The sequence below is a fragment of the Methanobacterium sp. SMA-27 genome, assembly GCF_000744455.1.
Taxonomy (GTDB): domain Archaea; phylum Methanobacteriota; class Methanobacteria; order Methanobacteriales; family Methanobacteriaceae; genus Methanobacterium_B.
On the sequence record NZ_JQLY01000001.1, the window covers coordinates 2,106,155 to 2,131,499 of the forward strand.

The 25,345-nt window shown below is 33.7% G+C and carries 28 protein-coding genes; 16 read left to right on the plus strand and 12 right to left on the minus strand.

Going from position 1 to position 25,345, the window contains the following annotated elements; genetic code table 11:
* Positions 1–12: 12 nt before the first annotated feature.
* Genes mcrG through DL91_RS13965 form a run of 5 tightly spaced genes read right to left on the minus strand, consistent with a single transcriptional unit; the run spans position 13 to position 3,306 of the window.
* Positions 13–762, minus strand: coding sequence for a coenzyme-B sulfoethylthiotransferase subunit gamma (gene mcrG, locus DL91_RS10605; RefSeq protein WP_048192728.1), 750 nt, complete (start codon positions 760–762; stop codon positions 13–15).
* A 2-nt stretch (positions 763–764) separates the two neighbouring features.
* Positions 765–1,361: a methyl-coenzyme M reductase I operon protein C gene (gene mcrC, locus DL91_RS10610; protein ID WP_048191631.1), complete on the minus strand. Its 597-nt coding sequence runs from the start codon at positions 1,359–1,361 to the stop codon at positions 765–767.
* Positions 1,361–1,798: a methyl-coenzyme M reductase operon protein D gene (mcrD, locus tag DL91_RS10615; RefSeq protein WP_048191633.1), complete on the minus strand. Its 438-nt coding sequence runs from the start codon at positions 1,796–1,798 to the stop codon at positions 1,361–1,363. Before mcrD ends, mcrC begins: the two co-directional genes overlap by 1 nt.
* 30 nt (positions 1,799–1,828) lie before the next feature.
* The gene (gene mcrB / locus DL91_RS10620; RefSeq protein ID WP_048191635.1) at positions 1,829–3,154 is read right to left on the minus strand and encodes a coenzyme-B sulfoethylthiotransferase subunit beta; all 1,326 of its coding nucleotides are present in this window, start codon (positions 3,152–3,154) and stop codon (positions 1,829–1,831) included.
* Entirely contained in the window at positions 3,082–3,306 is a 225-nt protein-coding gene (locus DL91_RS13965; protein ID WP_197050645.1) for a hypothetical protein, read from the minus strand. Before DL91_RS13965 ends, mcrB begins: the two co-directional genes overlap by 73 nt.
* A gap of 143 nt (positions 3,307–3,449) precedes the next feature.
* Here DL91_RS13965 and mmp10 point away from each other — a divergent pair, with 143 nt between their 5' ends.
* Positions 3,450–4,700, plus strand: a complete 1,251-nt coding sequence (gene mmp10 / locus DL91_RS10625) for a methyl coenzyme M reductase-arginine methyltransferase Mmp10 (RefSeq protein WP_048191637.1) — start codon at positions 3,450–3,452, stop codon at positions 4,698–4,700.
* A gap of 104 nt (positions 4,701–4,804) precedes the next feature.
* Here the strand turns inward: mmp10 and DL91_RS10630 are convergent, their stop codons facing one another.
* The 3 genes from DL91_RS10630 to DL91_RS10640 are packed head-to-tail and all read right to left on the minus strand — an operon-like array spanning position 4,805 to position 7,330.
* On the minus strand, positions 4,805–5,881 hold the full coding sequence (locus tag DL91_RS10630) for a metallophosphoesterase (RefSeq protein ID WP_048191639.1): 1,077 nt from the start codon (positions 5,879–5,881) through the stop codon (positions 4,805–4,807).
* Positions 5,882–5,903: 22 nt separating this feature from the next.
* Positions 5,904–6,815 carry a methanogenesis marker 7 protein gene (locus DL91_RS10635; protein WP_048191640.1) on the minus strand — a complete coding sequence of 304 codons (912 nt, stop codon included), beginning with the start codon at positions 6,813–6,815 and terminating at the stop codon, positions 5,904–5,906.
* Positions 6,800–7,330, minus strand: a complete 531-nt coding sequence (locus DL91_RS10640) for a hypothetical protein (RefSeq protein ID WP_048192730.1) — start codon at positions 7,328–7,330, stop codon at positions 6,800–6,802. Before DL91_RS10640 ends, DL91_RS10635 begins: the two co-directional genes overlap by 16 nt.
* Before the next feature lie 224 nt (positions 7,331–7,554).
* Here DL91_RS10640 and DL91_RS10645 point away from each other — a divergent pair, with 224 nt between their 5' ends.
* The 5 genes from DL91_RS10645 to DL91_RS10665 all read left to right on the plus strand — a co-directional run bounded on the left by DL91_RS10645 (position 7,555) and on the right by DL91_RS10665 (position 11,732).
* Entirely contained in the window at positions 7,555–7,758 is a 204-nt protein-coding gene (locus DL91_RS10645) for a TRAM domain-containing protein (RefSeq protein ID WP_048192731.1), read from the plus strand.
* Between the two features lie 56 nt (positions 7,759–7,814).
* Positions 7,815–8,483 carry a 2-phosphosulfolactate phosphatase gene (gene comB, locus DL91_RS10650; protein ID WP_048191641.1) on the plus strand — a complete coding sequence of 223 codons (669 nt, stop codon included), beginning with the start codon at positions 7,815–7,817 and terminating at the stop codon, positions 8,481–8,483.
* A gap of 106 nt (positions 8,484–8,589) precedes the next feature.
* Positions 8,590–9,753 (plus strand): TraB/GumN family protein, encoded by a 1,164-nt coding sequence (locus DL91_RS10655; protein WP_048191642.1) that lies wholly within the window; start codon positions 8,590–8,592, stop codon positions 9,751–9,753.
* A gap of 132 nt (positions 9,754–9,885) precedes the next feature.
* The gene (locus DL91_RS10660; protein ID WP_048191644.1) at positions 9,886–10,110 is read left to right on the plus strand and encodes a DUF1922 domain-containing protein; all 225 of its coding nucleotides are present in this window, start codon (positions 9,886–9,888) and stop codon (positions 10,108–10,110) included.
* 32 nt (positions 10,111–10,142) lie between these two features.
* Complete coding sequence (locus DL91_RS10665) at positions 10,143–11,732, plus strand: GTPBP1 family GTP-binding protein (protein WP_048191645.1); 1,590 nt, start codon at positions 10,143–10,145, stop codon at positions 11,730–11,732.
* A gap of 56 nt (positions 11,733–11,788) precedes the next feature.
* On the opposite strand, the gene DL91_RS10670 is transcribed toward DL91_RS10665, so the two are convergent.
* Positions 11,789–12,643, minus strand: coding sequence for a TIGR00269 family protein (locus DL91_RS10670; RefSeq protein ID WP_048191646.1), 855 nt, complete (start codon positions 12,641–12,643; stop codon positions 11,789–11,791).
* Between the two features lie 17 nt (positions 12,644–12,660).
* Here DL91_RS10670 and DL91_RS10675 point away from each other — a divergent pair, with 17 nt between their 5' ends.
* Positions 12,661–12,981 (plus strand): MTH1187 family thiamine-binding protein, encoded by a 321-nt coding sequence (locus DL91_RS10675; RefSeq protein WP_369792056.1) that lies wholly within the window; start codon positions 12,661–12,663, stop codon positions 12,979–12,981.
* Between the two features lie 45 nt (positions 12,982–13,026).
* Here DL91_RS10675 and DL91_RS10680 read toward each other — a convergent pair whose 3' ends face one another.
* Positions 13,027–14,127 carry a DegT/DnrJ/EryC1/StrS aminotransferase family protein gene (locus DL91_RS10680; RefSeq protein WP_048191648.1) on the minus strand — a complete coding sequence of 367 codons (1,101 nt, stop codon included), beginning with the start codon at positions 14,125–14,127 and terminating at the stop codon, positions 13,027–13,029.
* 212 nt (positions 14,128–14,339) lie between these two features.
* On the minus strand, positions 14,340–15,245 hold the full coding sequence (locus tag DL91_RS10685) for a CPBP family intramembrane glutamic endopeptidase (protein ID WP_048191651.1): 906 nt from the start codon (positions 15,243–15,245) through the stop codon (positions 14,340–14,342).
* A gap of 148 nt (positions 15,246–15,393) precedes the next feature.
* Here DL91_RS10685 and DL91_RS10690 point away from each other — a divergent pair, with 148 nt between their 5' ends.
* The 9 genes from DL91_RS10690 to cofG all read left to right on the plus strand — a co-directional run bounded on the left by DL91_RS10690 (position 15,394) and on the right by cofG (position 24,305).
* Positions 15,394–16,566, plus strand: coding sequence for a tRNA (guanine(10)-N(2))-dimethyltransferase (locus DL91_RS10690; protein ID WP_048191653.1), 1,173 nt, complete (start codon positions 15,394–15,396; stop codon positions 16,564–16,566).
* 226 nt (positions 16,567–16,792) lie between these two features.
* Positions 16,793–17,512 carry a DUF4013 domain-containing protein gene (locus DL91_RS10695; protein WP_048191655.1) on the plus strand — a complete coding sequence of 240 codons (720 nt, stop codon included), beginning with the start codon at positions 16,793–16,795 and terminating at the stop codon, positions 17,510–17,512.
* Positions 17,513–17,730: 218 nt separating this feature from the next.
* The gene (locus DL91_RS10700; protein WP_048191657.1) at positions 17,731–18,459 is read left to right on the plus strand and encodes a DUF4013 domain-containing protein; all 729 of its coding nucleotides are present in this window, start codon (positions 17,731–17,733) and stop codon (positions 18,457–18,459) included.
* Between the two features lie 721 nt (positions 18,460–19,180).
* On the plus strand, positions 19,181–19,663 hold the full coding sequence (locus tag DL91_RS10705; RefSeq protein ID WP_048191660.1) for an Lrp/AsnC family transcriptional regulator: 483 nt from the start codon (positions 19,181–19,183) through the stop codon (positions 19,661–19,663).
* A gap of 219 nt (positions 19,664–19,882) precedes the next feature.
* Entirely contained in the window at positions 19,883–20,953 is a 1,071-nt protein-coding gene (locus DL91_RS10710) for a histone deacetylase (RefSeq protein ID WP_048191662.1), read from the plus strand.
* A gap of 1 nt (position 20,954) precedes the next feature.
* Positions 20,955–21,638 (plus strand): DUF2100 domain-containing protein, encoded by a 684-nt coding sequence (locus tag DL91_RS10715; protein ID WP_231551502.1) that lies wholly within the window; start codon positions 20,955–20,957, stop codon positions 21,636–21,638.
* A gap of 153 nt (positions 21,639–21,791) precedes the next feature.
* Positions 21,792–22,739 (plus strand): GTP cyclohydrolase MptA, encoded by a 948-nt coding sequence (mptA, locus tag DL91_RS10720; protein WP_048191664.1) that lies wholly within the window; start codon positions 21,792–21,794, stop codon positions 22,737–22,739.
* Positions 22,740–22,744: 5 nt separating this feature from the next.
* Complete coding sequence (locus DL91_RS10725; protein ID WP_048192735.1) at positions 22,745–23,182, plus strand: DUF2120 domain-containing protein; 438 nt, start codon at positions 22,745–22,747, stop codon at positions 23,180–23,182.
* Between the two features lie 49 nt (positions 23,183–23,231).
* Positions 23,232–24,305 (plus strand): 7,8-didemethyl-8-hydroxy-5-deazariboflavin synthase CofG, encoded by a 1,074-nt coding sequence (gene cofG / locus DL91_RS10730; protein WP_048191665.1) that lies wholly within the window; start codon positions 23,232–23,234, stop codon positions 24,303–24,305.
* Positions 24,306–24,456: 151 nt separating this feature from the next.
* Here cofG and DL91_RS10735 read toward each other — a convergent pair whose 3' ends face one another.
* The gene (locus tag DL91_RS10735) at positions 24,457–25,191 is read right to left on the minus strand and encodes a class I SAM-dependent methyltransferase family protein (RefSeq protein WP_048191666.1); all 735 of its coding nucleotides are present in this window, start codon (positions 25,189–25,191) and stop codon (positions 24,457–24,459) included.
* Positions 25,192–25,345 lie beyond the last annotated feature (154 nt).

Genomic DNA, 25,345 nt, shown 5'->3' on the forward strand with positions numbered 1-25,345 from the left:
TTCACCTCCTTCTTATTCAGGACCGTATCCACCCATGGATCTTGTCACGTGTATTCTGTGGAGTACTTCCACTGCGTCTACATCGTCTCTGTAGGCTTCACCATCTTTCCTGTAGATGGTTGTTTTTTCTTTGAGTACGGCTTCGTCTAAAGGTTCTCCTAATACGACTGGTTCGTCTAATTCGTCACCAATCTGGTTTTTGACCGATTCGACGTTTCCTGTAGCTTTGTTCAAGACCTGCCTTCTGAGCATGTCGAACATCAGACCATCTTCGTCGAGTCTTAAGGAGTGTCCGTGTACAGTTTTTCCTCTAATTCCTGTTCTTGCAGGGTCGAAGAATTCTGTTTCCAGGAGTTCTTTTGAGATCTTCTCGAGGTCTCTTTCCCTTGCTTCTATTATTTGCCTTCCTGATAGTGTACCTGCGTCAGCTCCTCTGTATCTGCATAGGTATGCTCTTGACCTTGCAAATGGTTGTGCTGGTGCGAAGTACATTGAGTCAGTAAACTGTATATATCGAACCCTGTCACCGGCTTTTGCACCGTCGACTGCTTCGACTAATTCTCTTACTGCATCTTCTGGTTCATCCATTTCTTCTAGTGGTGGGTGTACGCTAGGGTATTCCTCACCAGGAGCTCTGTGACCTAATATCTTTACAACATCTTCGTCTGAGATTTCCCTCAATTTCTCGAGGTCGTAATCAGGGTTGCATAAATTCCTTCTGTTTTGTGCAACCTTGGTTGTTCCGGGATAGTATTGTGCCATATTCATGCACCTCCTAATGCTAACTTAACTTTTCTAATTATTTCATCCAATTTATCTTGGGGACACGTTTCGCCTCTAATAACGCCGCTAATTATATCCACAATTTCACCTTTTGTATTTGGTTCATTGGGCATAACAGATCTAGTTTTGACACCTATCTTTGCAAAATCTTCAAAGTCAACAGGATATTCACATATTATGACACAAGGCCTGTTAACATGTCTTAAAATCAGTCTGGCTTTGTATATGATGTGATGTCTCACACCACCCAGGTGTACTACTACCAAGCGAAATCTCTTAATTTGCTCTATCTCCTTTGGAGTGAGCCCAAAAAGACTTCCTCCGCCTGCTGATGGAGCATCCTGCGGTACACCAGCACCTGCATTTAAAACAAGCGTACTTGTCTGGATATTAGCTTCGCGCAAAGCAAAGGTTATTTCACAGACTGGCTTGGTTATGTGCCTCCTTCCTGGAGACATTGCAATTGCCAAAACTTCACTTCCACACTCTGCAAATGTTCCTCTCTGGGCTATTCCTCCTCCTTCGCCCATTCCCATGGTCTCTCTGCAGTCAACAACGTGTGTGGTTTTTCCGATCATTACTCTTCTTTCCTTTTTAGTATTGTTACCCTTTCACTGAGTTGTGCGTTTTGATCCGTCAAACCTACCAATTCATCAGGTATGTCATTCAGAGCTTCGCCATACTTTATCTTGTCTGAAACTGTCTTTTGTTTCCTTATAAATGTTCCAACATGAATGTTGAATCCAAAAGATAGATTGACTTCGCATTTCTGTCTTACTGCTTCAATAGTTTCTTCGTCTTCGATTTCCATAAATATTCTGCCAGTTTTTACTTGTAAATCAACTTCTTCTCCTTTGATGTTGATTATTCTGTGATCTGGGTTTTCAGTGTCTGAAGGAAGTCTTTGTCCCTGTAGAACTATTTTCTTTACGCTATCGATTTCATCAAGAGCGTTTAAAAGGCTCTCTGTGGTATCAGCGCTTAATAATCTGTGTGGAAAGATCTCGATGTCCATTTGAATAATTACCCCCAAGGGTGGATTTATCTAGAGTTTGCCTTTTATGTCGACTGCTGCCTCGTTCACATATTTCAGTGGGTTTCGGAATTCGTCAACTTGGCTGAATACATCTTTTATTAAAGCGGAGGTTGCTTCTGGGGAAAACAATTGTGTTCCTGCATCTAAAGCCATAGCCGCGGCAACGCATGGTATAGCGAAACCTTTACTGTGTCTTGTTACGATGTGGTTACCGTTGAATATACCTGGGCCTCCACCACCGTAAATTGAGTGGCTGAAGAAAGAGAATCCTACAGCAGTACCTTCAACTCTACCGAAGTCTACACTAGGTAATCCAGTTTCGAACTCGATAATATCGTTGTAGTATAGAAGTGTAGATGATACACCCTGAGCTGCTCTTGCAGCACCTTGGTTTACCATAGTAGCTGCCATCATACCGGCTGCTGCGTATGCGTTCCATTTTGCCATGTCATCAGTTCCGTAGACACTGAATCCGTTTAGATCTTTTTCTACACCGATTACTCCGTCAGCTTTGGATCTGTCGATTGTGTCGTTTATGACTGAACCTACTGTACCTTCTTTACCGTTAGCTTTAACAAGGTCGAAAACTATGTTGTCAGCGTTCATTCCCTGGTATGCTAGCCCGAGTAAGTGCATTCTTTCAAATTTACCTACAGCATCACCCATTTCAAACATTGCTGCCTGTTCCAGTATACTGGATAAAGCTGCTGTGTTCATGGTATTTTTGAGTGTTGTTGCTACAACGTGGTTTACCATGATGTTCCTTAAAGAATATCCGGGTCCCTCAAGCTTCTGAGGTACATCAAGCATGGTTGCTAGGTTTCCACCCATGTAATCTACTGATTGTGGGTATCTTCCTAAAATAGATACTTTAACTATGTTTGCGTCGTACATGCTAACATCACATACGTCGATTATAGCCTGGATAAATGCCTGAGCAGTTACCAGTGGAGCTGCTGAGTATTCAGCTGCTGCATCGAATCTTGCTTGTGGAATCTGGACAAGTGCCCTCTTACCACCAACTAATAATTCAACGTTTGTATCATCGCCTTCTTCAACCCTTATCATTGAAGCTGCCTTAGCTGCGATAGCGTCTGCATTGCCAACAATGTCAATGTCGAGTTCTCTACCTAAGATTTTCCCTCCACCGAGTTTACCGGTTTTCACAGCGTTTTCTGCACCCTCTAGGTTTACAGCTACAGTCCTTTTTATACCTTGTACGATTGCTTTAATCGCAGGGTTCCTCAGTGGACTGAGGGCTTCTAGCGGGACTTGTTCTTCAACAAGATTTCCTCTGTCGTCGTACAAGTCGATCTTATCATCAAACTTTGCCATTTTTTCCCTCCTACGCATTCTTGTACACCAATTTCATGCACCAATTCAGTTTCGTGAGCAGATGTGAATCTGAACACATTGTAGTGACCAGTTGTGAATCTGTTCACATTGGGGATATTCCCCATGGTACCTTTTGATATACGAAACTGCATTTATGGCCTTATATGTTATTAAAGTTTCTTCTTGATTCAATTAGAAAGATTTATAAGGTACCATACCCAACAATTTTTAATATTGTTTCTATGTTATTTTTTTATACAAATTACTAATTTTATAGGGTTAAAAAGAGGTTAACATGCAGATTATAGCAGATGTAGGCGGAATACCTGGTAAGGACTGCAGAGGATTTTGTAAATACTGTTATTTCAGAAAAGTTAAAGAACAAGATCCTCTAGGATGTAAACAATGCACCCCCGGAAGGGTTGGATGCGAAAATTGTACAACAGGAGTTAGGGAAGTAAAAAACGAATTTATTCATCCTTTCATGGTAGTTGGTTCCGTACAAAATTCCCTTATGATGGGAGAGATAAAAGATAAAAATTTAAAGGTCAATATCAGTGGAGGAGGAGATGTTAGCTGTTATCCTCATCTCATGGAAGTAGCTAGTGCATTAAATCAATTCAATCTTCCTATGCATCTTGGTTACACTAGTGGAAAGGGTATTGAAGAAATAAAAATGGCAGAAAATCTTATTTCCCTTGGAGTAGACGAGGTAACTTTTACTGCTTTTTCTACCAATCAGAAAATAAGGGAAGAATGGACAGGAGATAAAACCAAAGGAGAATCTTTAAAGGCTTTAAAGCTTTTCTGTGAAAACATTGAAGTTCATGCTGCCTCTGTAATAGTTCCAGGAGTAAATGATGGGGAAGAACTATTTGAAACCTGCAGCACACTTGAAGATTGGGGAGCTAAAGCATTTATACTTATGAGATTTGCCAATTTCCGAAATCAAGGGTTAATACTTGGAAATGAACCAATATTAGAAGAAGTAAACCCTCACAGTCTTGAGGAATTTGAAGAACTAGTACGTAGAATAAACAGAGAGTTTAACTTCCGTGTTACAGGAACACCACTTTGCGATCCTGAAAACGACACCCCCTTTGCAATTTCAAAGGAAAAAAATAGTAAATATTTGGATATACTTACCGATGTCACTTCTGAAGCAACTATATTAACAAGTAGTATTGCAGCACCGTTTATTGATAAAATAATTAAAAGAATAGAAGCAGATGACCTTGTGAATGTTGTTTCTGTTGATCAGGACATAGGTTGTCTTATAACTCAAAAGGATCTGGAAGATATAGATCTCAATGATTTAAAGGATACAGTTCTAATTCCCGGACGGGCTTTTGTCCATGATAAGATGGCACAGGAAATTTTGAGTAGAGATGGTGTTGATAGAATTGTTACACGAGGACCAGACAAACTTACTGTTGATGGGGAAATGAGCGGAACCCTCAGTAATGAAGATGTTCTTAAAAAAGAATTAATAGCATTTGAAGATCTTTTAGAAGCTATAAACTTCTTTGGAGTCCGTAAAAAATAATTGAAAATACTTATTTTTTTTAAAATAATTATTTAATAATATTAACATTCTTGAAAATTATTTGATGAAAAATGATTTACTAACTTATATTTAAAATATAATATCTAATTTTCACCCTTTAAATTGATAACAGTAATTTCACATCTGGATCCAAGTCTCATAGGTGGGCCCCAAGTCCCAGTACCTGGTGAAACATATAGATAAGTTCCATTATATGTGTAAATGCCATGCATATATCTGAACATCAACCTTACCAGATAGTTGAAAGGAAACATCTGCCCTGCATGAGTATGACCTGAAAGTTGCAATCCTATACCTGCATTTGCAACCGTTTTTAACTCACGAGGAAGATGGTACAACATTATTGAAGGAGTTTCAGAATCAATTTTAAGTTTTGAAATCACATTTTCCATATGGTCCCGTTCATAAGAATATTCAACACCAATTATTTGGATTCCATTACACTCAAACATTTCATCCCTTAAAATTCTCATGTCAGTATTTCTCAAAACCCTGAAAACCTCGTCCAGTCCTTCGTAAGTTTCATGATTACCAGTTATAAAAAAAACAGGTGCTTTTAATTTATTTATTGCACTAAAAGTGTTTGTGTGCAATCTTGCACTCCCATCAACCATATCTCCTGTTATAAAAACTATTTCTGGTTGTAGTTCATTTGTTTTCTTTACAATCTTTTCCATGTAGCTTGAGTTCCGTATTGAGCCAATATGTATATCAGAAAGTTGTACAACTTTTAAATCGCTTTTTAAATGTTTTAAAGGTATTTCAATATGATTAACTACCAAAAATAAACTATTAACAAGTGAATATGAACTTAATATCAAAGTTAATAAAATAATTGTGACTCCTGCAATTTCCCCAGGGATATTAAAGAATAGTGATATTATCCAATAAATTGCAATGAAAGTCAGGAGATAAAAGGAAATTCCCATCCATGCAGAAGCTGCAGTATAAAAAACCCTTGTAAATGAATTGGAAACCACTCTTTCAATCATTGCGGATAAAGGATAGGAAATAACTGCCAGAATAAATAACGCGTAAAAAATTAATCCCGGCTGAATACTGAATAAAGATGCAACTCCATAAAAAATACAGTAATTAACTGCTAAAAATCCAAAAAAGAATACAGACATGAACCCAGCAAATCTAAGAATTGTCCTCATTGGAATATCTCCTCTTTTAAGATCAAATTATTGATGTTTCAGAAAGAAGTTTTACAAGGGTATAATCGTACATTTTAGACTTTACAATCTCAGATATATCTCCAAGACGGTAATCACTAACAATTACATCTTCGATTTCTTTATGGTAGTCATCGTAATTGAGTTTAACCCTTACTCCCATTAGTTGACTCACAACAGGAAGCGGAGAGTACACTTCTTTAATGGCAGGTATCTGGTTTTCAATTTCCCTTTTAACAAGCACAGAAGGTACAATTGGCGGATCATCCATTATTTCTCTTCTTCGTCCGTCTAGAATTTCTTCGATAACTTCTACAAGTTTTTTAAGGGCCCTTATATTTTCACCCCTCTTGAGCCTGCGTGGAATTCTTCCAAGGCCCCCTACATATGCATCTGCTCCAGGAATATCTTCCAAATCTATTTCAGGCGCTCCAGTCACAACTACAGGTGTTTCAATATCTTCAAATAAATGAGTTTTATGTGTTATACATTCTTTGAAACTTCCAAGTGCAAATACTGCCAAATCATGCTCCTCTATAAGTTTTTTTTCATCCTCGGATATTCTTGATATCCCTTTGCCAGCACCTCTTGAAAGTCCAATCATATTGTCCTTTGCACCATACCTTCTAAGATATTCAGATATATCACATGCAGAATGGGGGAGATGTTGACGTGCTAAAGTTGGAGAAACAATTGCTATTTCTGTACCTGCCATTGGTGCTATTTTTACTGTTCCAAGAAGTTCTTTAGCCTTTTCTTTGATCTTTTCAACATCTTCAATGGGTACAGCTAAAGTTAGGACTAAATCCATCTGACTAATATTTTCCTGTAAAACGAAACCTCCAAGATCTTCAATAAGCTCGATCATTTCATCATGCTTGTGAATTCCACCAGTATAAGTCAAGGTTTCATACATATTTTTTTCTCCAGAAGTTTATATCGCATTTCAGCTCTTTTAACAGGGTTTTTAGGTGCATTTTTGTGGGTAGGCACTTCAACCACATAATCACCCATAGTTACAATTTCATCTGATAATTTATCCCTAACATAATCGGGGTAAACAAGATAATCGTAATTTTGATCCTCTGATACAACAGAAAACCCCAGATCATCAACAATATCCCTAAGAAAATTTGAGTACACTCTAACTTTTATTTTTCGATTTTCTGATTTACTACTTTTAATATTAACTTTAAAAGAAATATTTTCAACTTCAATGATTCCAAACATATCACGAAGCATTTCAACACTCTCTTTAATCTGTAAAAAGGTGTTTAATTTTAGTTTTACAGATTTCATAACCGTATTTGTCTCTGATAAAACTACAGCTATCTCTGCATCTGTAGAATCTGGGTCTGAACTTACGTGAAATTTTTTGACACCTGCAAGTCTCATAACATCCTTACACATGGGTGTTGCTACTATCTTCATCTTAACCTCATTATAGTTCATTAACAGTATATAATTATATTTAATACGATTTAATACCTCCTTGAATCTAATGTTATAAAAATTTGAATACCAAATATAAACCCTGTAGATTCTTAAAATCATGATTCACCATATTCTAAAAAGATTTATATAATAAATTAAACAAATAAAATAACACTATAACCATTTTAGTTGGTTTGAAGGAAGTGGATATATTGTTCAAAATGGATCAAAGCCCAAAAACAGCCCCCATTCAGGAAGGGGAAGAATACGACATAAAAATTGAAGATGTAGGTAAAGAAGGAGATGGCATAACCCGTGTTGAGGGTTTTGTCGTGTTTGTACCAGATACTAAAGTTGGTGACGAAGTTAAGGTCAAAATAACATCGGTAAGAAGACGTTTTGCCTTTGCTGAGAAGGTTGAATAGATTCACGGAGATTTAAATTTTAATTTTTTTTCTCTAATTCTATTTTTGAGGTAATAATGAAAGTATCACTGAGCTTGGATAAATCATATTCTAAAGATGTTGCAATTATGGTAGATGTTCTAAGGGCAAGCACAACAATAACGGTTGCAATGGAAAATTTTGGAACTATTATACCAGTAAAGACTATTGAAGAAGCTGAAAATTTTGCTAAAAAAAATGATGCTGTTTTGGCTGGTGAAAGAAGAGGAGCAGCAATTAAAGGGTTTGATACAGGAAACTCCCCCATAGAAATTTCTAAATTTGCTGGAGATGTTCTAGTTATTACTACCAGCAATGGAACTCGAATAATGGATGGAATGCAATCAAAGGCATTGATTGGTTCATTTGTAAATGCAAAATCGGTAGCACAAACTGCTTTGAATCTTGCAGAAAACCATATAGAAGTTGTAATGGCCGGTGTGGAAGGTAATTTTGCAATAGAAGATTTTCTGGGAGCAGGAGAAATAATATCCTATTTAACTGACCAAAAACTTGATGAAAAGGCACTTGCAGCTTATATGGCATCCCGAGATGCATATATGGTTCAAAATGCCATTAAAACCTCAAGGTCAGCCCGTAGACTTGGTGAATTAGGGCTTACCAATGATGTTGAATTTTGTCTCAAACGAAATATATATGACACAGTTCCAGTATATGAAAACGGAAGAATAAACCTAATTAAATAATATTTCTGAACATTATTTAATTTGACGAATGTTATTTCTAAATATAAATTTTTAACATAATTTTATTGAACAATAAATATTCAAAACTAAATTTAAGCTAAATGTGATGATCATAATGGCACCAGAAAATATAAAAATAATTGGTACTGCTCATGTATCAAAAGAAAGTATAGACGAAGTTAAGGAAGCCATAATAATTAATCAACCCGATGTTGTAGCTGTTGAACTGGATATGAACCGCTACCAGAATATGATGGCAGAAAAAAATGGACAAGAAAAACCAGATGTAAATATTAGAGATATTATTAAAGGAGATAAATTAAGTATTTTTCTAGTAAGTATGTTCCTATCTTATATGCAGAGAAAGATTGGGGACGATTTAGGTGTTAAACCAGGTTCTGAAATGATCGCCGCCATTGAAACAGCAGAAGAAATTGGAGCTAAAGTAGCCCTAATTGATCGAGATATCAGTGTGACGTTGAAAAGAGCACTTAACAAAATGAGCTTTATTGAGAAGGCGAAATTTGTATTTGGAATAATAACATCATTTTTCAGTAAAGATGAAATAGAAGATGTTGAAAGTATTAAAGACGGTGACACTCTAACCGAAGTAATGGAATATTTTAAGGAAATGTCTCCTAAAGCCTATAGTGTGCTTGTATCAGAAAGAGATGCTTATATGGCAAACATGCTTCAAAATGTAGAGGGTGAAAATGTTGTTGTGGTTGTTGGAGCAGGACATAAAAAGGGGATCACAGAGTACATGGAACATCCAGGAAAAATTCCTCCAATTGAAGAACTTATAACCATCAATAAATCCAGAGTACCTGTTGGAAAACTCATATTATTCTCAATACCAGTTATTTTTGTTTTAATATTTGCATTAGCTCTGATTAAAGGCATAAATATTCAAACCAGCCTATTAAACTTTATACTGATAACAGGCAGTTTTTCATTCTTAGGTTGTATATTATCTGGTTCAAAGGTGTATTCTGCCATAACAGCATTTATAGTTGCCCCATTAACAACCATTCACCCTCTTCTTGCAGCAGGTTGGTTTTCAGGAATAGTAGAAGCGAAGGTGAGAAATATATCCATGGATGATGCAGTAAACATAACCAAAACAGAGAGTATTCGGGAATTATGGGGTAACAATCTATTCAGGGTACTTTTAGTTGTAGTTGGCACCAATATTGGGGCTTCAATTGGATTATTCCTAACAATACCCAACGTGATATTTCCACTATTCTACAAAATATTTGGATTTTAAATTTAATTTCAAATCAACTTCAATATATTAATATAAATTCTCAAAATAATGAAGATAGAATAGTAAGAATATTATATACACGAACAGGAAATGAATTAATTAAGTTTTAAAAATATAATATGATGGTGAGCAATGTACTTAGTTTATAGATGTGATTGTGGACGAGCAGTATATTCCAAGGAGAAAGTTGCTACTAAAAAATGTGTTTGTGGTAAAAACCTTAAGGTTAAAGAAAGAAGGATCATTGCAAAGGTGGAAGACATTGGTCAAGCCTCAGATATGGTCAGAAAATTGCAGGAAGAGAAATATGGTGAAGCTTTCTTCACAACTGCAGATAAAATTCCCAATAAGCGTTAAAAGTTTATTTAAAATTCAAGAACTGGATCATCATGACAGATAATATCTACGATATTACAAAAGATGGCGAAAGGGACAATATAGAATTTAAAGAAAATCTCACCATTGATTACCATCTAAAAAAGGATAGGAAACAACATCTCGCATCCCAAATGAAGTATAGGATGGAAGTAGGATGTGGTGAAGCCATTTATTTTATTGGAGTTCATGATGAAGGCCATTTAATCGGACTTCCAGAACCAGAATATGAAGAATCTATTTTTGTATTGGAAAGTATAGCACACGAAGTTGGTGCTGAAATTTTAGAACTCGAAAAACATCCAGCTAACAATGGAAGTGTTGCCAAGGTCAGGATAGCAAAATCTCAAAAAAATAAAAAAGATCATATTCTTGTTGGTGTTGCAGGCCATGTAGACCATGGTAAAAGTACTCTAGTAGGTACATTGACTACAGGATCCCTTGACAATGGATCAGGAAGAACAAGAATATTTCTAGATGTTCAGAAACATGAGATAGAACGAGGATTGTCTGCAGATCTTTCATTTGCTGTTTATGGATTCAGTAAATCTCAGCCAGTAAGGCTTAAAAATCCTTTGAAAAAAAATGAAAAATCCAAATTAGTTGAAGAATGTGACAAGGTTGTATCATTTGTTGATACTGTTGGGCACGAACCATGGTTACGTACAACAATAAGAGGCATAATGGGTCAAAAGCTCAGTTACGGCCTTCTTACAATTGCTGCAGACCAAGGTCCTACTCACATTACTAAAGAACATTTGGGAATAATACTTGCAATGGAACTACCAGTTATAGTTGCTATGACCAAGGTGGATGTTGTAACCTCTGAAAAAGCAGTTGAAATTCAGCAGAAAATATTTGAACTCTTAAAATTGGTTGGAAGAATTCCTTTCATGGTAAAATCCATTCAAGATGCAGATTTTGTATCAAAAAACATGAACCAACATATAGTTCCCGTTGTCAGAGTCTCTCCTGTAACAGGGGAAGGATTGGATCTTTTTGATAGACTCTTTTTAAAACTTAAAATACCTTCAAATAGAAAGGAACTTCAAAAGCCATTTATGATGTATATTGATAAAATTTATTCTGTTAAGGGCGTAGGGACTGTTGTCAGTGGCACAATTAGACAGGGTAAAGTTAAAAAGGGTGATAAACTTCTCATCGGACCAACTGGAACAGGAGAATATATTGAAACCGCATCCAAATCCATGGAAATGCATCACTATAAGAAAGATGTTGCAGAAACCGGAGAAGTTGTTGGAATATCAATTACAGGCCTAGATGTGAGTGATATTAAACGTGGAATGATCCTATGCAGTACAGAATATCCCACAATATCTGTAAGAGAATTTGAAGCAGATGTCGCAATATTAATCCATCCAACAACCATTAAAAGCGGTTATGAATGTATAGCTCATATAGAAACAATTGCCGAAACAATGACATTTGAACCTATTGATAATGAATATATGTCCGCTGGTGATACTGGAAAGATCAAAATGAAATTTAAATACCGCCCCTGCTGTATTAGGGAGGGTCAAAAACTGATATTTCGAGAGGGTAGAAGTAAAGGTGTAGGTACTGTAACTCGTATCATCCAATAACAAAAATATATATTATTTATATGTCTATCCTATGATTGATAGTTTTAAATTTAAAATTATTTTAGGCGATTTTTAATATCTTCAACCATCTCACATGCCTTACATATATTTAGGGAGGACGCTTCACCACATTGTTTGCATTGTCCAACGATTATTTCCTTTTTTTGGAAGTTAAAGGTTTTAGAAAAGGACTTAAGTATGGATATTTTGGTTCCATGTCTTTCACTTTCTAACTGGTTTAGATAATTCTTTACTTTTGCTCTTAAAGAAGTATTAGAATAGGGACACTCTGCAAAGTGAACATCTATTCCATTCATCACCGCCCATATCCCAACATCCTTCTCTGGAATTTTCCATAGAGGTTTTATTCTAGGTACGAGTTTTGGATGTATCCTATCCAGTTTAGGGCCAAATTTGGAGAATCTCCTGAAATCGGCCTTTGAAAAACTCATTAAGAAAGATTGAATCTCATCATCAAGATTGTGTCCTGTTGCAAGCTTATCTGCCCCTAATTCATTTGAAATTTTATTTAAAAGATACCGACGGAACACTCCGCAAGGTATGCATGCACTTTGATACAGATCCGTTATTTCATCCAATGTATATCCAAATTCTTTCTTGAATGATCCTTCTACCAGTTCAACATCGAGTTTTGAAGCGATAATCCTAGCAACATTTATTCCTTCACCCCGATATCCTGAAATTCCTTCATCAATAGAAACTGCTACCAGTTCAAAGTCTAATTCATCGACTAAATCTGCTAGAAGATATAATGTTAAAACACTATCCTTCCCTCCAGAAAGTCCAACTGCAACCTTATCTTTTGGTTTGATTAAATTATAATCTATTATAACTTCCCTTGCTTGATTCACTATATACTGATTGAACTCCAATGGATCAAGTGATTTCATAAAAAATATATTGAAACATGAACATAAATAAGAGTATGATAACTGCTGAACTTACAATTATTCCAATTGGAACCCATGGAACCAGTCTGAGTGAGTATATTGCTGCTGCTGTTACGGCTCTAGATAGTAATGACATAAAATATGAATTAACAGGTATGGGAACTTTAATTGAGTCAGACAATTTGGATAAAATATTCGTTGCCATAAATGCAGCTCATGAAGCGGTATTTAATGCCGGCGCCGAGAGGGTTGCAACAAGCATAAAAATAGATGAACGACGAGATGTAAATAAGACAATTAAAGATAAAATTACATCAGTAACTCAAAAACTCAGTTAAAACAATTGGTAATAAAAAATTTTGAAAAAAAGATTGGAATAATAATTAAAATAAGTTAAGTTGCTTTGATGCTTCATTGAGCACAGAAACTATTTTTTCCAAATCATTTTTTTCTAGTGATGGGTGAACTGGTAGGGAAAGAACTTCTGATGATGCTGCCTCCGCTTCTGGACATGATGCACTGAAACCAAGTTCTTTATATAATTTCTGTTTATAAATTGGCTTAGGATAATGTATTCCTGTTCCAATACCTCTACTATTTAAGAATTCCATTAATTCATTTCTTCTGGATTTTCCAACTCTAATAGTGTACTGATGGTAGACATGTTTCACATCAGCAGATACAAATGGGGCAGTAATACCATTTATTTTATCAATTCGTTCTGTTAGGTATTTTGCATTCGCTATTCTCTTCTCATTAAACTTATCGAGCTTTTTAAGTTGGACAATTCCTATTGCAGCAGCAATATCGGTCATTCTGAAGTTATATCCTAACACAACATGAGTGTAGCGTTCACTTTCACCATGTGACCTTAATACGCGTGCTTTTTCAGCCATCTCTTCATTTTCTGTAGTTATGATTCCGCCTTCACTGGTTGTCATATTTTTAGTGGGATAAAAACTGAAACATCCCATATCTCCAAGAGAACCTGCTTTTTTCCCTTTGTAAACAGCACCATGGGCTTGTGCTGCGTCTTCAATAACAATTAGATCATGTTCTTCTGCAATTTGTTTAATAGTATCCATTTCTGCAGGTTGTCCATAGAGATGAACAGGCATCACAGCTTTAGTTTTATCTGTTATTGCATTTTCTATGTTTTCTGGGTTTAAATTATAAGTTCTATTGTCAATATCAATAAAAACAGGTTTTGCACCCACATGTAACACAGAATTTCCTGTTGCAGCAAAGGTGAATGGGGTTGTTATTACTTCATCATTCGGACCAATACCTGCAGCAAGAAGTGCAAGATGTAATGCAGTTGTTCCAGAACTAACTGCAACAGCATACTTTACTCCCAGATATTCTGCAAATTTTTCTTCAAATTCTGCTACTTTAGGACCCTGTGCAATGAATCCCGATCTTAATACTTTTACTACTTCATCTATTTCATCATCGGTTATAATTGGTTTAGCAATTGGTATCATTCTAGTATCACCTAAATTAAAACATCCAGAAATCCAAGCAAAGTCCTTCAATTTCATTTAATATAGATCAATATCCATATTCCTTGATATTGAATTTTTATTTTTGTTGGATCATTAAAAGAAATTAATGTATTAAATCAATTATTGATTTATTTATATTAGTTCATATAAATACTGTTATCTCAGTATTTTCAGATTATTAATAAATTTGTTTACTGAAATATTCTATACAAATTCTCTTTTTTATTCCAGAAAAGTATTATTATCATTATACCAACCATTAGAATTAGTAAAGGTATTGAAGATAATGGATCAGTTGATTGTGCTGTAATTAATGAAGGTAATCCATCAAGACCAGAATTTGAAGAGTTTAAAATTAATGCAACATATATATTATTTGCAATATGCACACCCATAGCAGTTTCCAGACCATTTTCACCTAGAACAATTATTCCTAGCATCAATCCTATTATCAGTGCGGATATTACAATTGAAATGCTCATTGTAAAGTCTGTTCCATTGTTAAAGTGGATTAAGCCGAATATTAAAGTGGTTATTATTAGAGGTATCACTGGTTTCTTTGTAATCAACCCAATAGCCTGCATTAGGTATCCTCTAAAAAATATCTCCTCAAACGATGCTTGGAGTGGAAATATCAAAATACTTAGAAATAAAAGAATAATAAAAGGCCAAAAATCAAATTTGAAAGATAAACTGCCACCCTGATAGATAAAAGATAGTATAGTGAAAAAACCCATTATCCCCACCCATAAACCTGCACCTTTAATAATTCTCCTCCATTTTATATTCTTTCCCGTATTAATAAGACTTATAAAATGTTTTTTATGTACGAAACGTACACAGAGATAGAAAAGTAAGGAGAATATTCCGTAACTAATACCAATTAAAATAAGCATCATGAATGGATCATTTAAGATATTCATTTGAGTATCATATCTAGCTGAGCCTATACTTAAAAAATATAATACCACAATCAAAATCAATAAGCTGATAGAAGCAAAAATTCCCCCAATAAAGGTTATACCTATGGTTAAAATGTAACTGCCCATTGTATTTTTACCTTGGACTGCGTTATCAAGAAAACTTATTTTAGACATTTATTTACTCTCCTTCAATAAAGTTATTAATAACTATTAATTGGTATTAATAAATTTTTATATAAACCAGTATTTCATACCAAACATTTTATTATTCGATGATTAATTAATTGATTATCATTAACAATATCTTTTAAAGGCGGGAAAAATGGACAACAAAACAATTCATGAAGGCAAAGTTACAATCAAAGTTCCAGAATTTGAAAAAATTACAGCAAAAGCACCAGTATTCTATAATCCTGCCATGGAGCTTAATAGGGACCTTTCAGTAGTCGCCATATCTGTTTTCAAAGAATCCGTTGATCATGATATTTCAGTTTGCGATGTTTTCGGAGGAACAGGTATAAGGGGTATAAGGTATGCTAAAGAAATTGATGGCGTAGAAAAAGCCGTTATAAATGATTTGAACCCCCTTGCAGTTGAATTGGCAAAAGAAAATACCAAACTTAATGAACTACATCAAGTGTCGGTTTGCATGGAAGATGCCAATATGATCCTCAGGAAATGTAAGGGGAAATTTGTTGTAATAGACATAGACCCCTTTGGAACACCATCTTACTATGTTGAATCTGCTGCTGCAAGTCTAAGATCAGGAGGAATGATCTGCATAACTGCAACAGATACTTCAGCCCTTTGCGGAACTTACACAGAACCCTGCATCCGTAAATACGGGGCGGTACCATTAAAAACAGAATATTGTCATGAAAATGGCTTAAGAATACTTGCAGGTTTTATTGCCAGAACCTTTGCCAAATATAAGAAATATATTGAAGTTAAATTCTCTCACAGCACAGAACACTACATGAGGATATACGCTGTAATTGGAAAAGGTGCTGCAAATACAGATGAATCACTTAAATCGTTAGGATACATTGCTCACTGTAAAAACTGTTTAAACAGGATTGTGTTCAAGGGATTGTCTCCAGTTATTCCTGGAAAGTGTCCTATATGTGGTGGTATTTTTAATGTTGGCGGACCTTTGTGGTGTGGGGAAATGTATAATCAAGATTTTGTGTCATCAATGAGGGATACTGTTAATGAATTAGTATTAAACAAAGAAAACAACGTTATTAAACTTTTGGATACATGTTTTGAAGAATCAAACGCCCCTGTAACTCACTTTGAAATTCATAAGGTTTGTAAAAATTTAAAAACAAGTGCACCTCCCCTTATAGATATTATGAATCTGCTTAAAAAGGAAGGATTTTTTGTTTCAAGAACCCATTTCAGCCCTACATCCTTAAAAACAGATGCAAATATTACTGAGCTTAAGAATATTATAGTTAATTTAAAACAAGCACAGCCAACCGATCAAATTTAAATATAATCAATATTTTTTTAAGATATTAAATTTTTCCTGATTTTTTGAGTTTTAAGTATTCAGTTATTTTAAGTTAGAATTTCCTTAGATAAAAAATTAAATAAATGGCGCATTGCATTTATATGTGTCAACCATTAATTCACGTTATTTTTTAATTCAAATGATTTATATGGAATAATTAACATAATAAATTAATGGCATTTGCCAAATTAATGGAGGTTAAAAAATGAATATCGGAGAAATAATATCAGACTCAATTAAGTATCCGACATCTGATTGGACAAAGGTACTTATTTTGGGAGTTATATTTTTAATATCTGTTTTAATTCTACCAATTTTCTTAGCATACGGGTATATGTTTAGAATAATAAAAGCTACAATAGCTGGAATTGACGAATTACCCGAATTCGATGCAATTGGTGATATGTTTATTGATGGACTTAAGATATTTGTTGTTGGTATTGTTTATGCTATTCCTGTGATAATAATAGGATTAATAGTAAGTTTAATTTTTGGACCGGCATCTGCTACAACATCAACCAGTATTTCTGCTGGAATGTTTTGGGCATTAATTATTGGGAACATAATATATGTTATCATTGGACTAATTGTTGGACTAATAGCTATCATTGGTATAGCAAATATGGCATATTATGACGGAGATTTAGGAGCAGCTTTCCGTTTCAGTGAAATATTAGATTACATTTCCCGGATTGGTTGGGGTAAATATTTAGCTATTTACATAATAGTGGCTTTATTAAGCTTTGTAATCTACTTCATTGCTATAATTGTGGGAATATTATTAATTGTTGTTGGTCTTGTAATAACATTGCCATTGGCTTTTGCTTTCATTTCAATGTTCGGATCCCGGGCTGTAGCATTGTTATTCACAGAAGCTGTAATTGAAGTACCAGAAACTCCAACAGAACCAGAACCGCTAGAATAAAAAAATCAATCTTCTTTTTTATTTTTTTTTGGAATTCTCTTATTTTAAGAATGAAAATAATTTATTTGTTAATTAAACTTGCATATCTACATTTTAACCAAATTAGGAATTCTTATAAATTTTATGATTTAAAATCATTGATCAAAAAAAATATATTAGAAACATCTGCCAAGATACCGTAATAATGAGTTCTTAAAAATTATTTGGGGTGAATAATTATGGATATAGGGGATGTTATATCGGATTCATTGAGGTATCCCTCTTCGGACTGGATTAAAGTTGTTATTTTAGGCGTATTATTTATAATAAGTTTTTTTATTATTCCACTATTTCTTGCTATGGGTTACATATTTAGAGTAATAAAAGCTTCTTTAGCCGGAGTTGAAGAGTTACCCTCCTTTGATGAGTGGGGAGAAATGTTTATTGATGGAATTAAGCTGTTTTTAGTTTATCTGATCTATTCTTTGCCTGCAATAATTATTGGAGTATTCTCAATTATTTCTTTGTGGTCTTCAATATGGTCTCTAACCTATGTTACACAAATGAGTGGAAATACAATCACGCCGGAAATGGTTGTTAGTCTTTTTGGGGGAACAGCACTTGTTGGTCTTGTTGTTGCTGGAATTTATGCTCTGATAATTTATCCTATTATGGCGGTGGCAATTGGGAACCTTGCTTATTATAATGGTGAATTGAGTGCTGCCTTTAGATTTGGTGAAATATTTTCAACAATATCTTTAATTGGATGGGTTGATCTGATAATTTGGTATATTGTTATTATTCTCATTGGTATTGCTATTGGATTTATTACAAGTATTTTAGGCATAATCCCAATACTCGGATGGATAATTATTATATTCATTGTTTATCCATATTCTTATCTGTTTTATGCACGGGCAATTGCATGGTTGTACTCATCTGCATTTGGAGAAGAATACACAGCATAAATCAAATTTTTTTATCCTTTTTTATTTTTTAAAATATCATTTAGATTATTTTTTGCATTGAATTTTTTTACATTTGAGATCATCTATAATTTCCATTTAACTTGTTTGGTAAGCAATAATTGAATAAAAGTAATAATATCGCGAGCAGTGGTTTAAAACTCCTTATTAAATTGAGACCATTAAACATGTCAGATGATTTTGAAAAATATGCTATAACTCATCTTGAAAAACTGTGATCTTGGATTAAAAGATTAAAAAATATGTAGATTAATTTTAATTTTTATGACTTTACTCACAACATAATAATAAATCTTAAATAGTCGATCTTATCCATGTTCTTTGTAGGAAATGAACAGATGATTAAGTGATCTAAAATATTTTTATTCAACAGAATACTCAATTCACAACTCTTAACTAGCTCTTTCAATCAATAGAGCTATTCATGGTATGAAAATCTCATCGAACTTATTAACTTTCTCTAATAAAGGGATCTATTTAAACCTTCGTTGTGTGAATTGCTTCTTTATCACTTATAATACCTTTTAAAAAGCGTACCATATCTTAAACTTAAAATTTCCTTGTTTAACGGTTTTAATAGAATCAATTATTCTATTTGCGTTAAACTTATATTTAAATTGTTATAGTAAATTGTGAATAATGTATAATTATTTATAGAATAATAGAATAATATACAAACATTGTTCAGTTAATGGTGAAATGTATGAAAAACAATGGCGAAAAAGTACAATCAGTTAAAATTGATGAAACAGATAAAAAGATACTAAACCTCTTTAACGAAGATGGAAGAATGTCTTACAGAAAAATATCTCGCAAACTAGACATTTCAATAGGTACAGTTCACAACAGAATTGAAAAACTGATGAATTCAGGAGTTATTAAAAAGTTTGCACCCGTAATTGACCACAGTAAACTCGGATATAACTTCACTACCATCATAGGCGTCCGTGTTAAAGGTGGAGTTCTAAGAAATTGGGAAGATAAAACATCTTATCACAAAAACGTATTATGTATGTACGATGTTACAGGAGAATTCGATGCAATTATTGTTGCAAGATTTAAGGATACTTCTGAGCTAGATGAATTTGTAAAAAATCTTTTAAAAGAACCCGATGTTCAAAGAACATACACACAAACCGTGCTAAATATTCTTAAAGAAGATCTAGGCTCCAGTAAGATGCTCTAAATTTGAATATATGAACATGAGATTCAATTTTAAAAAGTTCAGATAACTCAAATAATTTATTTTCTTTTTTTTAATAATTTCTTCTAGTTTCCCATTTTAGCAATCCTTGTAAAAAAATATTAACTAGAAATTTAAAACTATTTAATAATATATAATTTGAATCTAAATTTTTTTTCCAAAAAAAACTCCCATAGAATTTATGAATTAGGAGAGAGCTGAATGATGGCACTAGTTCATTCCCAAGATTATGAAAAACATGAAACAGGAATCCATCCTGAGAACAAGGAAAGACTACGAGTTATAATAAATACCCTAGAAAAAGAAGGTATATTAAATCATATCCCCACTAACAAACACATTCTTAAATCTAGAAACAAAATTGATGTTTTTAGACCTGAAACTGCTTCACTTAAAGATATTTTGAAAGTACATTCAGAATCCTATGTTAAATATCTAAAATCTTTCTGTGATTCCGGTGGTGGTTACCTGGATCCAGATACTGTTGTATCAAAAGATAGCTATAAAATAGCTAAACTCGCAGCAGGTGGCGCCATTACCGCTTCAAAATTGGTTTTAAATGGTTATAATAGTGCATATTCACTTGCAAGACCTCCGGGACATCATGCAACCAGAGAAAATGCAATGGGGTTCTGTTTATTTAATAATATTGCAATTGCAATTGAACATCTTAAAAAGTATAATAAAATAAAAAAATTTATAATTTTTGATTTCGATGTCCACTATGGTAACGGGACAGCTGAAATGTATTTAAATGACCCTAATGTCTTATATATATCAATACATCAAGATCCAAGTACTTTATTTCCAGGATCAGGTTTTATCGAAGAAATTGGAGTGGATGAGGGGGAGGGATGTAACATGAACATTCCCATGCCTCCGGGATCTTCAAATCAAGATTATATGTACATATTAGAACGAATTTTGGAACCTGTTTTCAATGATTTTGATGCAGAATTTCAATTCCTTGAAGTTGGTTTTGATGCCCATAAAGATGATCCATTATCAAGGATAAATCTTGATGATGAATTTTATCCTTGGATAACATCAAAGATTATGAATATTACAAATCAACTTGTATTGATTTTAGAGGGCGGTTACAATCTTTCTGTACTTTCAAGATGTAATATGAAAATGATAAATGTATTGAGAAATGAATTAACTTATGAAGAAGAAATTCACAAAATAGGAAACGAAATAAAAGTTTCAAATGAAACTAAAAAAATATTTCACAATATTCAAGATATTTTTTCATCATTTTATGATTTTTGAGGTGATTTTATTGGAGAAATTCAGACTTGAACAAGCTCAAAACCTTCTTAAGGATGCAGCTAAATCAAAAACAAATGAAGAAAGGTTAAAAAATCCTAAAGAAGGTTTTATTAACGTAGATCAATTTGAAAATATTATTAACAAACTATTCGAAGCAGAGGAGTTCATATACACAAGCAGACCACATCATAAACTTGATCAAACAAATGCCGAGATATTTGTGGATAAGATCATCGAAGCACGGAATGGAATGGATAAAATACTGTCCGATTTTGGCGTTATAGAAAAACAGGCTGTTGAAATAGATTTAAATAAATATTATAACGATTTATTGATTTTAACAACAAAAACTAGTTTAAAAAAAACTATTGCTAAATTTGGTGTTGATCCGCAGAGGATCATTGTTGCAGGTGTGCCGCTTGATCCCGAAGATATGAAAATTTTAAATCCCAAAATACCTGAAACAGCATTAGATCCTATAAATAAAAAAATAATACACGTAAAAAATGATATCAATCGAAAAATGGAACAATTCGGTTTGAAAGATATCATAGTCATCGTAGAAAATGATAAACCTGGTCAAATTTTAGGAAAACGTGCCAAGGAACTTTATAATACACGTTTGGTAATCAAAGATAATTTAAAGGATATTAGTATCGAAGAATTCATTACAATAGTTTCATAAATATTTTCAATGATATTCAATTAAAACTGCAAATTAAAAAAGGTTAATATAGTTGAGATAAATCCTATTTATTAATGGTTTGATCATTTGATAAAATAAAAATTATTAAATTATTCATTAATTCGGATATTACGAAAGATAGGGGTGAATAAAGTGGATAAATGTTTTCCAGATACCCAAGATAATATACCAACCATTCCAGTACACCTTACTAGGGTTGGAGTTAAAGGAGTAAAAAAACTATTAAAAATTGAAAGAGACGAAAAGCGACCAATTGTCCTCTTACCCACCTTCAATGCTTTTGTTGATCTCCCAAGTACTCAAAGGGGAATCCACATGTCAAGAAATCCCGAAGCCATAAGCGAGGTTCTTGAACAGGCTCTTGAAGGATCAACAGTGGAAATAGAATCTTTGTGTGCCAGAATAGCTAGCTGTCTCTTGAAGAAGCATAAATATGCCAAAAGAGTTGAAGTTAGTATGAAAAGTGATTATATGATCATGAAAAAATCACCTGTAACACAAATCAAAACTCAAGAGATGACCAATATCATGGCAGATGCCATCGGAATCCGGAATGATGATGGAATTGTTATAAGGAAAATGATTGGTGCTGAGGTTGTTGGAATGACAGTGTGCCCATGTGCTCAAGAATCAACCAAAGAATCTGCAAAAGTGGACCTTTTAAAATTTTTAGATGAAGAAACAACGCAGAAGGTCTTGAACACAGTTTCATTTGCATCACATAACCAAAGAGGACGCGGTATGATAATGATGGAAGTTCCGGAAAACCAGGTAATTCGAGCTGAGGACTTGATAAGAATAATAGAAGACTCAATGAGCTCACCTGTTTGCGAACTCCTTAAAAGAAGCGATGAAAATGCCGTTGTTGTACATGCACACAAAAATCCGATGTTTGTTGAGGACTGTGTAAGAAATATGATCCAAAAAATTGTTAAAGAATATTCAGATCTGCCCGATGATGCATTAGTAACTGTTAGACAAATAAATGAAGAAAGTATACACCGACATAATGCCTTTGCCGAAAAAGTTGCTACAATGGGTGAATTAAAAAGAGAAATAAATGGCAATGGAGGAAAATAACATTGATGCCCACACATGAAATTGCAGGAAAAATTATGAACGAACTTGAGGCATTCCATGGATCAAAACCTGCCATTGACACCCCACAGATTCTTATAGTTAGAGGTATGTCCAAGAAAAAATTAGATCCCTTGGAACTTTCAACCATAGTTTCAGATGTTTTGAAAGGTGTTGGAGCAACGAGAATGGATATGTTCTCTGAATCAGCAACTGACATAATAGGAATAATGGACGAAAATATAAGGGCAACAGTAGAAATTCCTGGAGAAACGGATGTATATGGGATATACCGCCTCAAAGAATCCTTTGAAGCCATGAACTGTCACACAGAATATGCTCTTGGTACTATTGGACAAATAGCTGTATTTTTAGTTATTTGGAAGGATAAAAGTGGTATTGGTCCTCTTTTTGTTGAATTAGTGGTATCAAATTCAGAAGCATAATGCTATGAATCTTACCCATTTATTTTATTAGATAAAAATAAGTGAAAATATGGATTATATATCAAAAAATGATTTGGTTTCTATTTTAGATGCAAATACTCCTGAAATATTATCACTAATGTCTGAAACTAATTCTCTAAGGGCTAATAATATTATAACATATTCTAAGAATGTTTTTTTACCCATTACAGACATATGTAGAAATGAATGTGGATACTGCACTTTTAGAAAGGACCCATATTCTGATGAAGCAAAAATACTCATGAAACCAGACGAAGTCATGAATGTTATCAAAAAGGGAGATTCATTCAACTGTAAAGAAGCTCTGTTCACGTTTGGAGAACATCCTGATGAAACAGACATTGTTATGTCCGCATTAAATGGTTTGGGCTTTGAAAATATTTTGGAATATCTATATTTTCTTTGCAACGAAACCCTTGATAATACCCGACTTTTACCACACAGCAATCCAGGAATACTTAAAAAAAATGAACTTAAACTTTTAAGAGAAGTTAATGCATCCATGGGTTTGATGCTTGAAACAAGTAGCAGTAGAATAATGCAAACTATTGCACATGAAAAAAGTCCTGGCAAAAAGCCAGAATTGAGGATGGATACGATTAAAAATGCGGGAAAATTGAAAATTCCATTTACAACTGGCCTTTTGATTGGTATTGGAGAATCAAATTTGGAGAGAATTGAATCTTTACTTGAGTTAAGGAAAATTCAGGATAAATATGGCCATATTCAGGAGATAATAATTCAAAACTTCAAATCAAAACCAGGAATACCCATGGAAGGTTATAGAGAACCGTCCATAGTTGAAATGATAAAAATGGTTTCTATTACAAAGTTAATGTTTCCTGATGTAAGTGTACAAGTTCCACCAAATTTAAACATCAATCATTCACAAATATTTTTAATGGCTGGTTCAGATGACTGGGGAGGTATTTCACCTTTAACACCAGATTATGTAAACCCTGAGGCACCATGGCCCGAAATTGAAGAGCTTAAAATAATAACCAAAGAACTTGGCTTCAAACTTCAAGAAAGACTTCCTATATACCCTAAATTTATAACAGAGGAATTTTTAGACCAAAGAATACTTGAAAAAATAAAATAAACATATTTTTGATTCATCAAATTATTTTTCTAAATTTGATCTTAAAGTTTGTTCAGATTATCAATTTCACCTAGAAGCAAATGTTTTTAAAGTTTTGACAGAGTTAAAAGTATTTTGAAAAGATATAAATTATTTAGAAATGTTCAATTATTTATTCTATTTTTGCATCTACAACAACATGATAAACACCTGGCGAATAGGGTTTAATGATCCTCTTGTTGATAATTTCAATAACTTCTCTATCTGCATTTATTGCTGCTTCTTGAATACGTTCTACTGGCCTTATGAATTTCAATTTGTCAGGAACCGATTCATGATAATGGATTATTCCACCCTTTTTTAGCACATCCATTGCAACATCAAGATACTCATTTGTATTACCAATGTAACCCATTAAAACACGATCAGCAACCCCCCGAGGGGCAGTTATTCTACAATCTCCAAATATTGGTTCTACAATTTTATCAACTCGATTTATTTTCACATTTTCACATAGATAACCGTATGAAACTGGATTTATTTCAATGGAGTATATTTTTGCAGGTTTTGAATGAACAGCAATTGGTATTGAGAAGTAACCAATTCCTGCAAACATATCAACAACAGTTTCTCCGTTTTGGACAATAGTGGACATTCTCTTCCTTTCTGTTGTGTTACCCTTTGACCACATGATTTTTGAAACATCTAGTTTAAACTGACACTTATTTTCCCGATGTGTAGTTACAGTTCCCTCACCAAGAACTAATTCAACTTCAGGTTCTCTTTTTAAACCATTTATACGTCCTAATTTAACTATTCTCTTAACACCCGGAGTTTTAAGAAGACTTTCAGGATTTTCTATATCTTCTTTTATTACAAGGATGTCTCCAATAACCTTACCTTTCATAACACTACCTACTTCTACATGTTTAAATAGCCTTTCGGTAATTATAATCTTGAAAAACCAGAAATTATTATAAAATTTTAAATTATTGATCAAGACAAAAAAGATAATTACTCCAACCTACCAACCATATTCAACTAATACAAATAAAAAATTA

Coding starts and splice junctions, on each gene's coding strand:
- mcrG (WP_048192728.1), bottom strand. CDS start 762: ATGGCACAATACTATCCCGGAACAACCAAGGTTGCACAAAACAGAAGG.
- mcrC (WP_048191631.1), bottom strand. CDS start 1,361: ATGATCGGAAAAACCACACACGTTGTTGACTGCAGAGAGACCATGGGA.
- mcrD (WP_048191633.1), bottom strand. CDS start 1,798: ATGGACATCGAGATCTTTCCACACAGATTATTAAGCGCTGATACCACA.
- mcrB (WP_048191635.1), bottom strand. CDS start 3,154: ATGGCAAAGTTTGATGATAAGATCGACTTGTACGACGACAGAGGAAAT.
- DL91_RS13965 (WP_197050645.1), bottom strand. CDS start 3,306: ATGCAGTTTCGTATATCAAAAGGTACCATGGGGAATATCCCCAATGTG.
- mmp10 (WP_048191637.1), top strand. CDS start 3,450: ATGCAGATTATAGCAGATGTAGGCGGAATACCTGGTAAGGACTGCAGA.
- DL91_RS10630 (WP_048191639.1), bottom strand. CDS start 5,881: ATGAGGACAATTCTTAGATTTGCTGGGTTCATGTCTGTATTCTTTTTT.
- DL91_RS10635 (WP_048191640.1), bottom strand. CDS start 6,815: ATGTATGAAACCTTGACTTATACTGGTGGAATTCACAAGCATGATGAA.
- DL91_RS10640 (WP_048192730.1), bottom strand. CDS start 7,330: ATGAAGATAGTAGCAACACCCATGTGTAAGGATGTTATGAGACTTGCA.
- DL91_RS10645 (WP_048192731.1), top strand. CDS start 7,555: ATGGATCAAAGCCCAAAAACAGCCCCCATTCAGGAAGGGGAAGAATAC.
- comB (WP_048191641.1), top strand. CDS start 7,815: ATGAAAGTATCACTGAGCTTGGATAAATCATATTCTAAAGATGTTGCA.
- DL91_RS10655 (WP_048191642.1), top strand. CDS start 8,590: ATGATCATAATGGCACCAGAAAATATAAAAATAATTGGTACTGCTCAT.
- DL91_RS10660 (WP_048191644.1), top strand. CDS start 9,886: ATGTACTTAGTTTATAGATGTGATTGTGGACGAGCAGTATATTCCAAG.
- DL91_RS10665 (WP_048191645.1), top strand. CDS start 10,143: ATGACAGATAATATCTACGATATTACAAAAGATGGCGAAAGGGACAAT.
- DL91_RS10670 (WP_048191646.1), bottom strand. CDS start 12,643: ATGAAATCACTTGATCCATTGGAGTTCAATCAGTATATAGTGAATCAA.
- DL91_RS10675 (WP_369792056.1), top strand. CDS start 12,661: ATGAACATAAATAAGAGTATGATAACTGCTGAACTTACAATTATTCCA.
- DL91_RS10680 (WP_048191648.1), bottom strand. CDS start 14,127: ATGATACCAATTGCTAAACCAATTATAACCGATGATGAAATAGATGAA.
- DL91_RS10685 (WP_048191651.1), bottom strand. CDS start 15,245: ATGTCTAAAATAAGTTTTCTTGATAACGCAGTCCAAGGTAAAAATACA.
- DL91_RS10690 (WP_048191653.1), top strand. CDS start 15,394: ATGGACAACAAAACAATTCATGAAGGCAAAGTTACAATCAAAGTTCCA.
- DL91_RS10695 (WP_048191655.1), top strand. CDS start 16,793: ATGAATATCGGAGAAATAATATCAGACTCAATTAAGTATCCGACATCT.
- DL91_RS10700 (WP_048191657.1), top strand. CDS start 17,731: ATGGATATAGGGGATGTTATATCGGATTCATTGAGGTATCCCTCTTCG.
- DL91_RS10705 (WP_048191660.1), top strand. CDS start 19,181: ATGAAAAACAATGGCGAAAAAGTACAATCAGTTAAAATTGATGAAACA.
- DL91_RS10710 (WP_048191662.1), top strand. CDS start 19,883: ATGATGGCACTAGTTCATTCCCAAGATTATGAAAAACATGAAACAGGA.
- DL91_RS10725 (WP_048192735.1), top strand. CDS start 22,745: ATGCCCACACATGAAATTGCAGGAAAAATTATGAACGAACTTGAGGCA.
- cofG (WP_048191665.1), top strand. CDS start 23,232: ATGGATTATATATCAAAAAATGATTTGGTTTCTATTTTAGATGCAAAT.
- DL91_RS10735 (WP_048191666.1), bottom strand. CDS start 25,191: ATGAAAGGTAAGGTTATTGGAGACATCCTTGTAATAAAAGAAGATATA.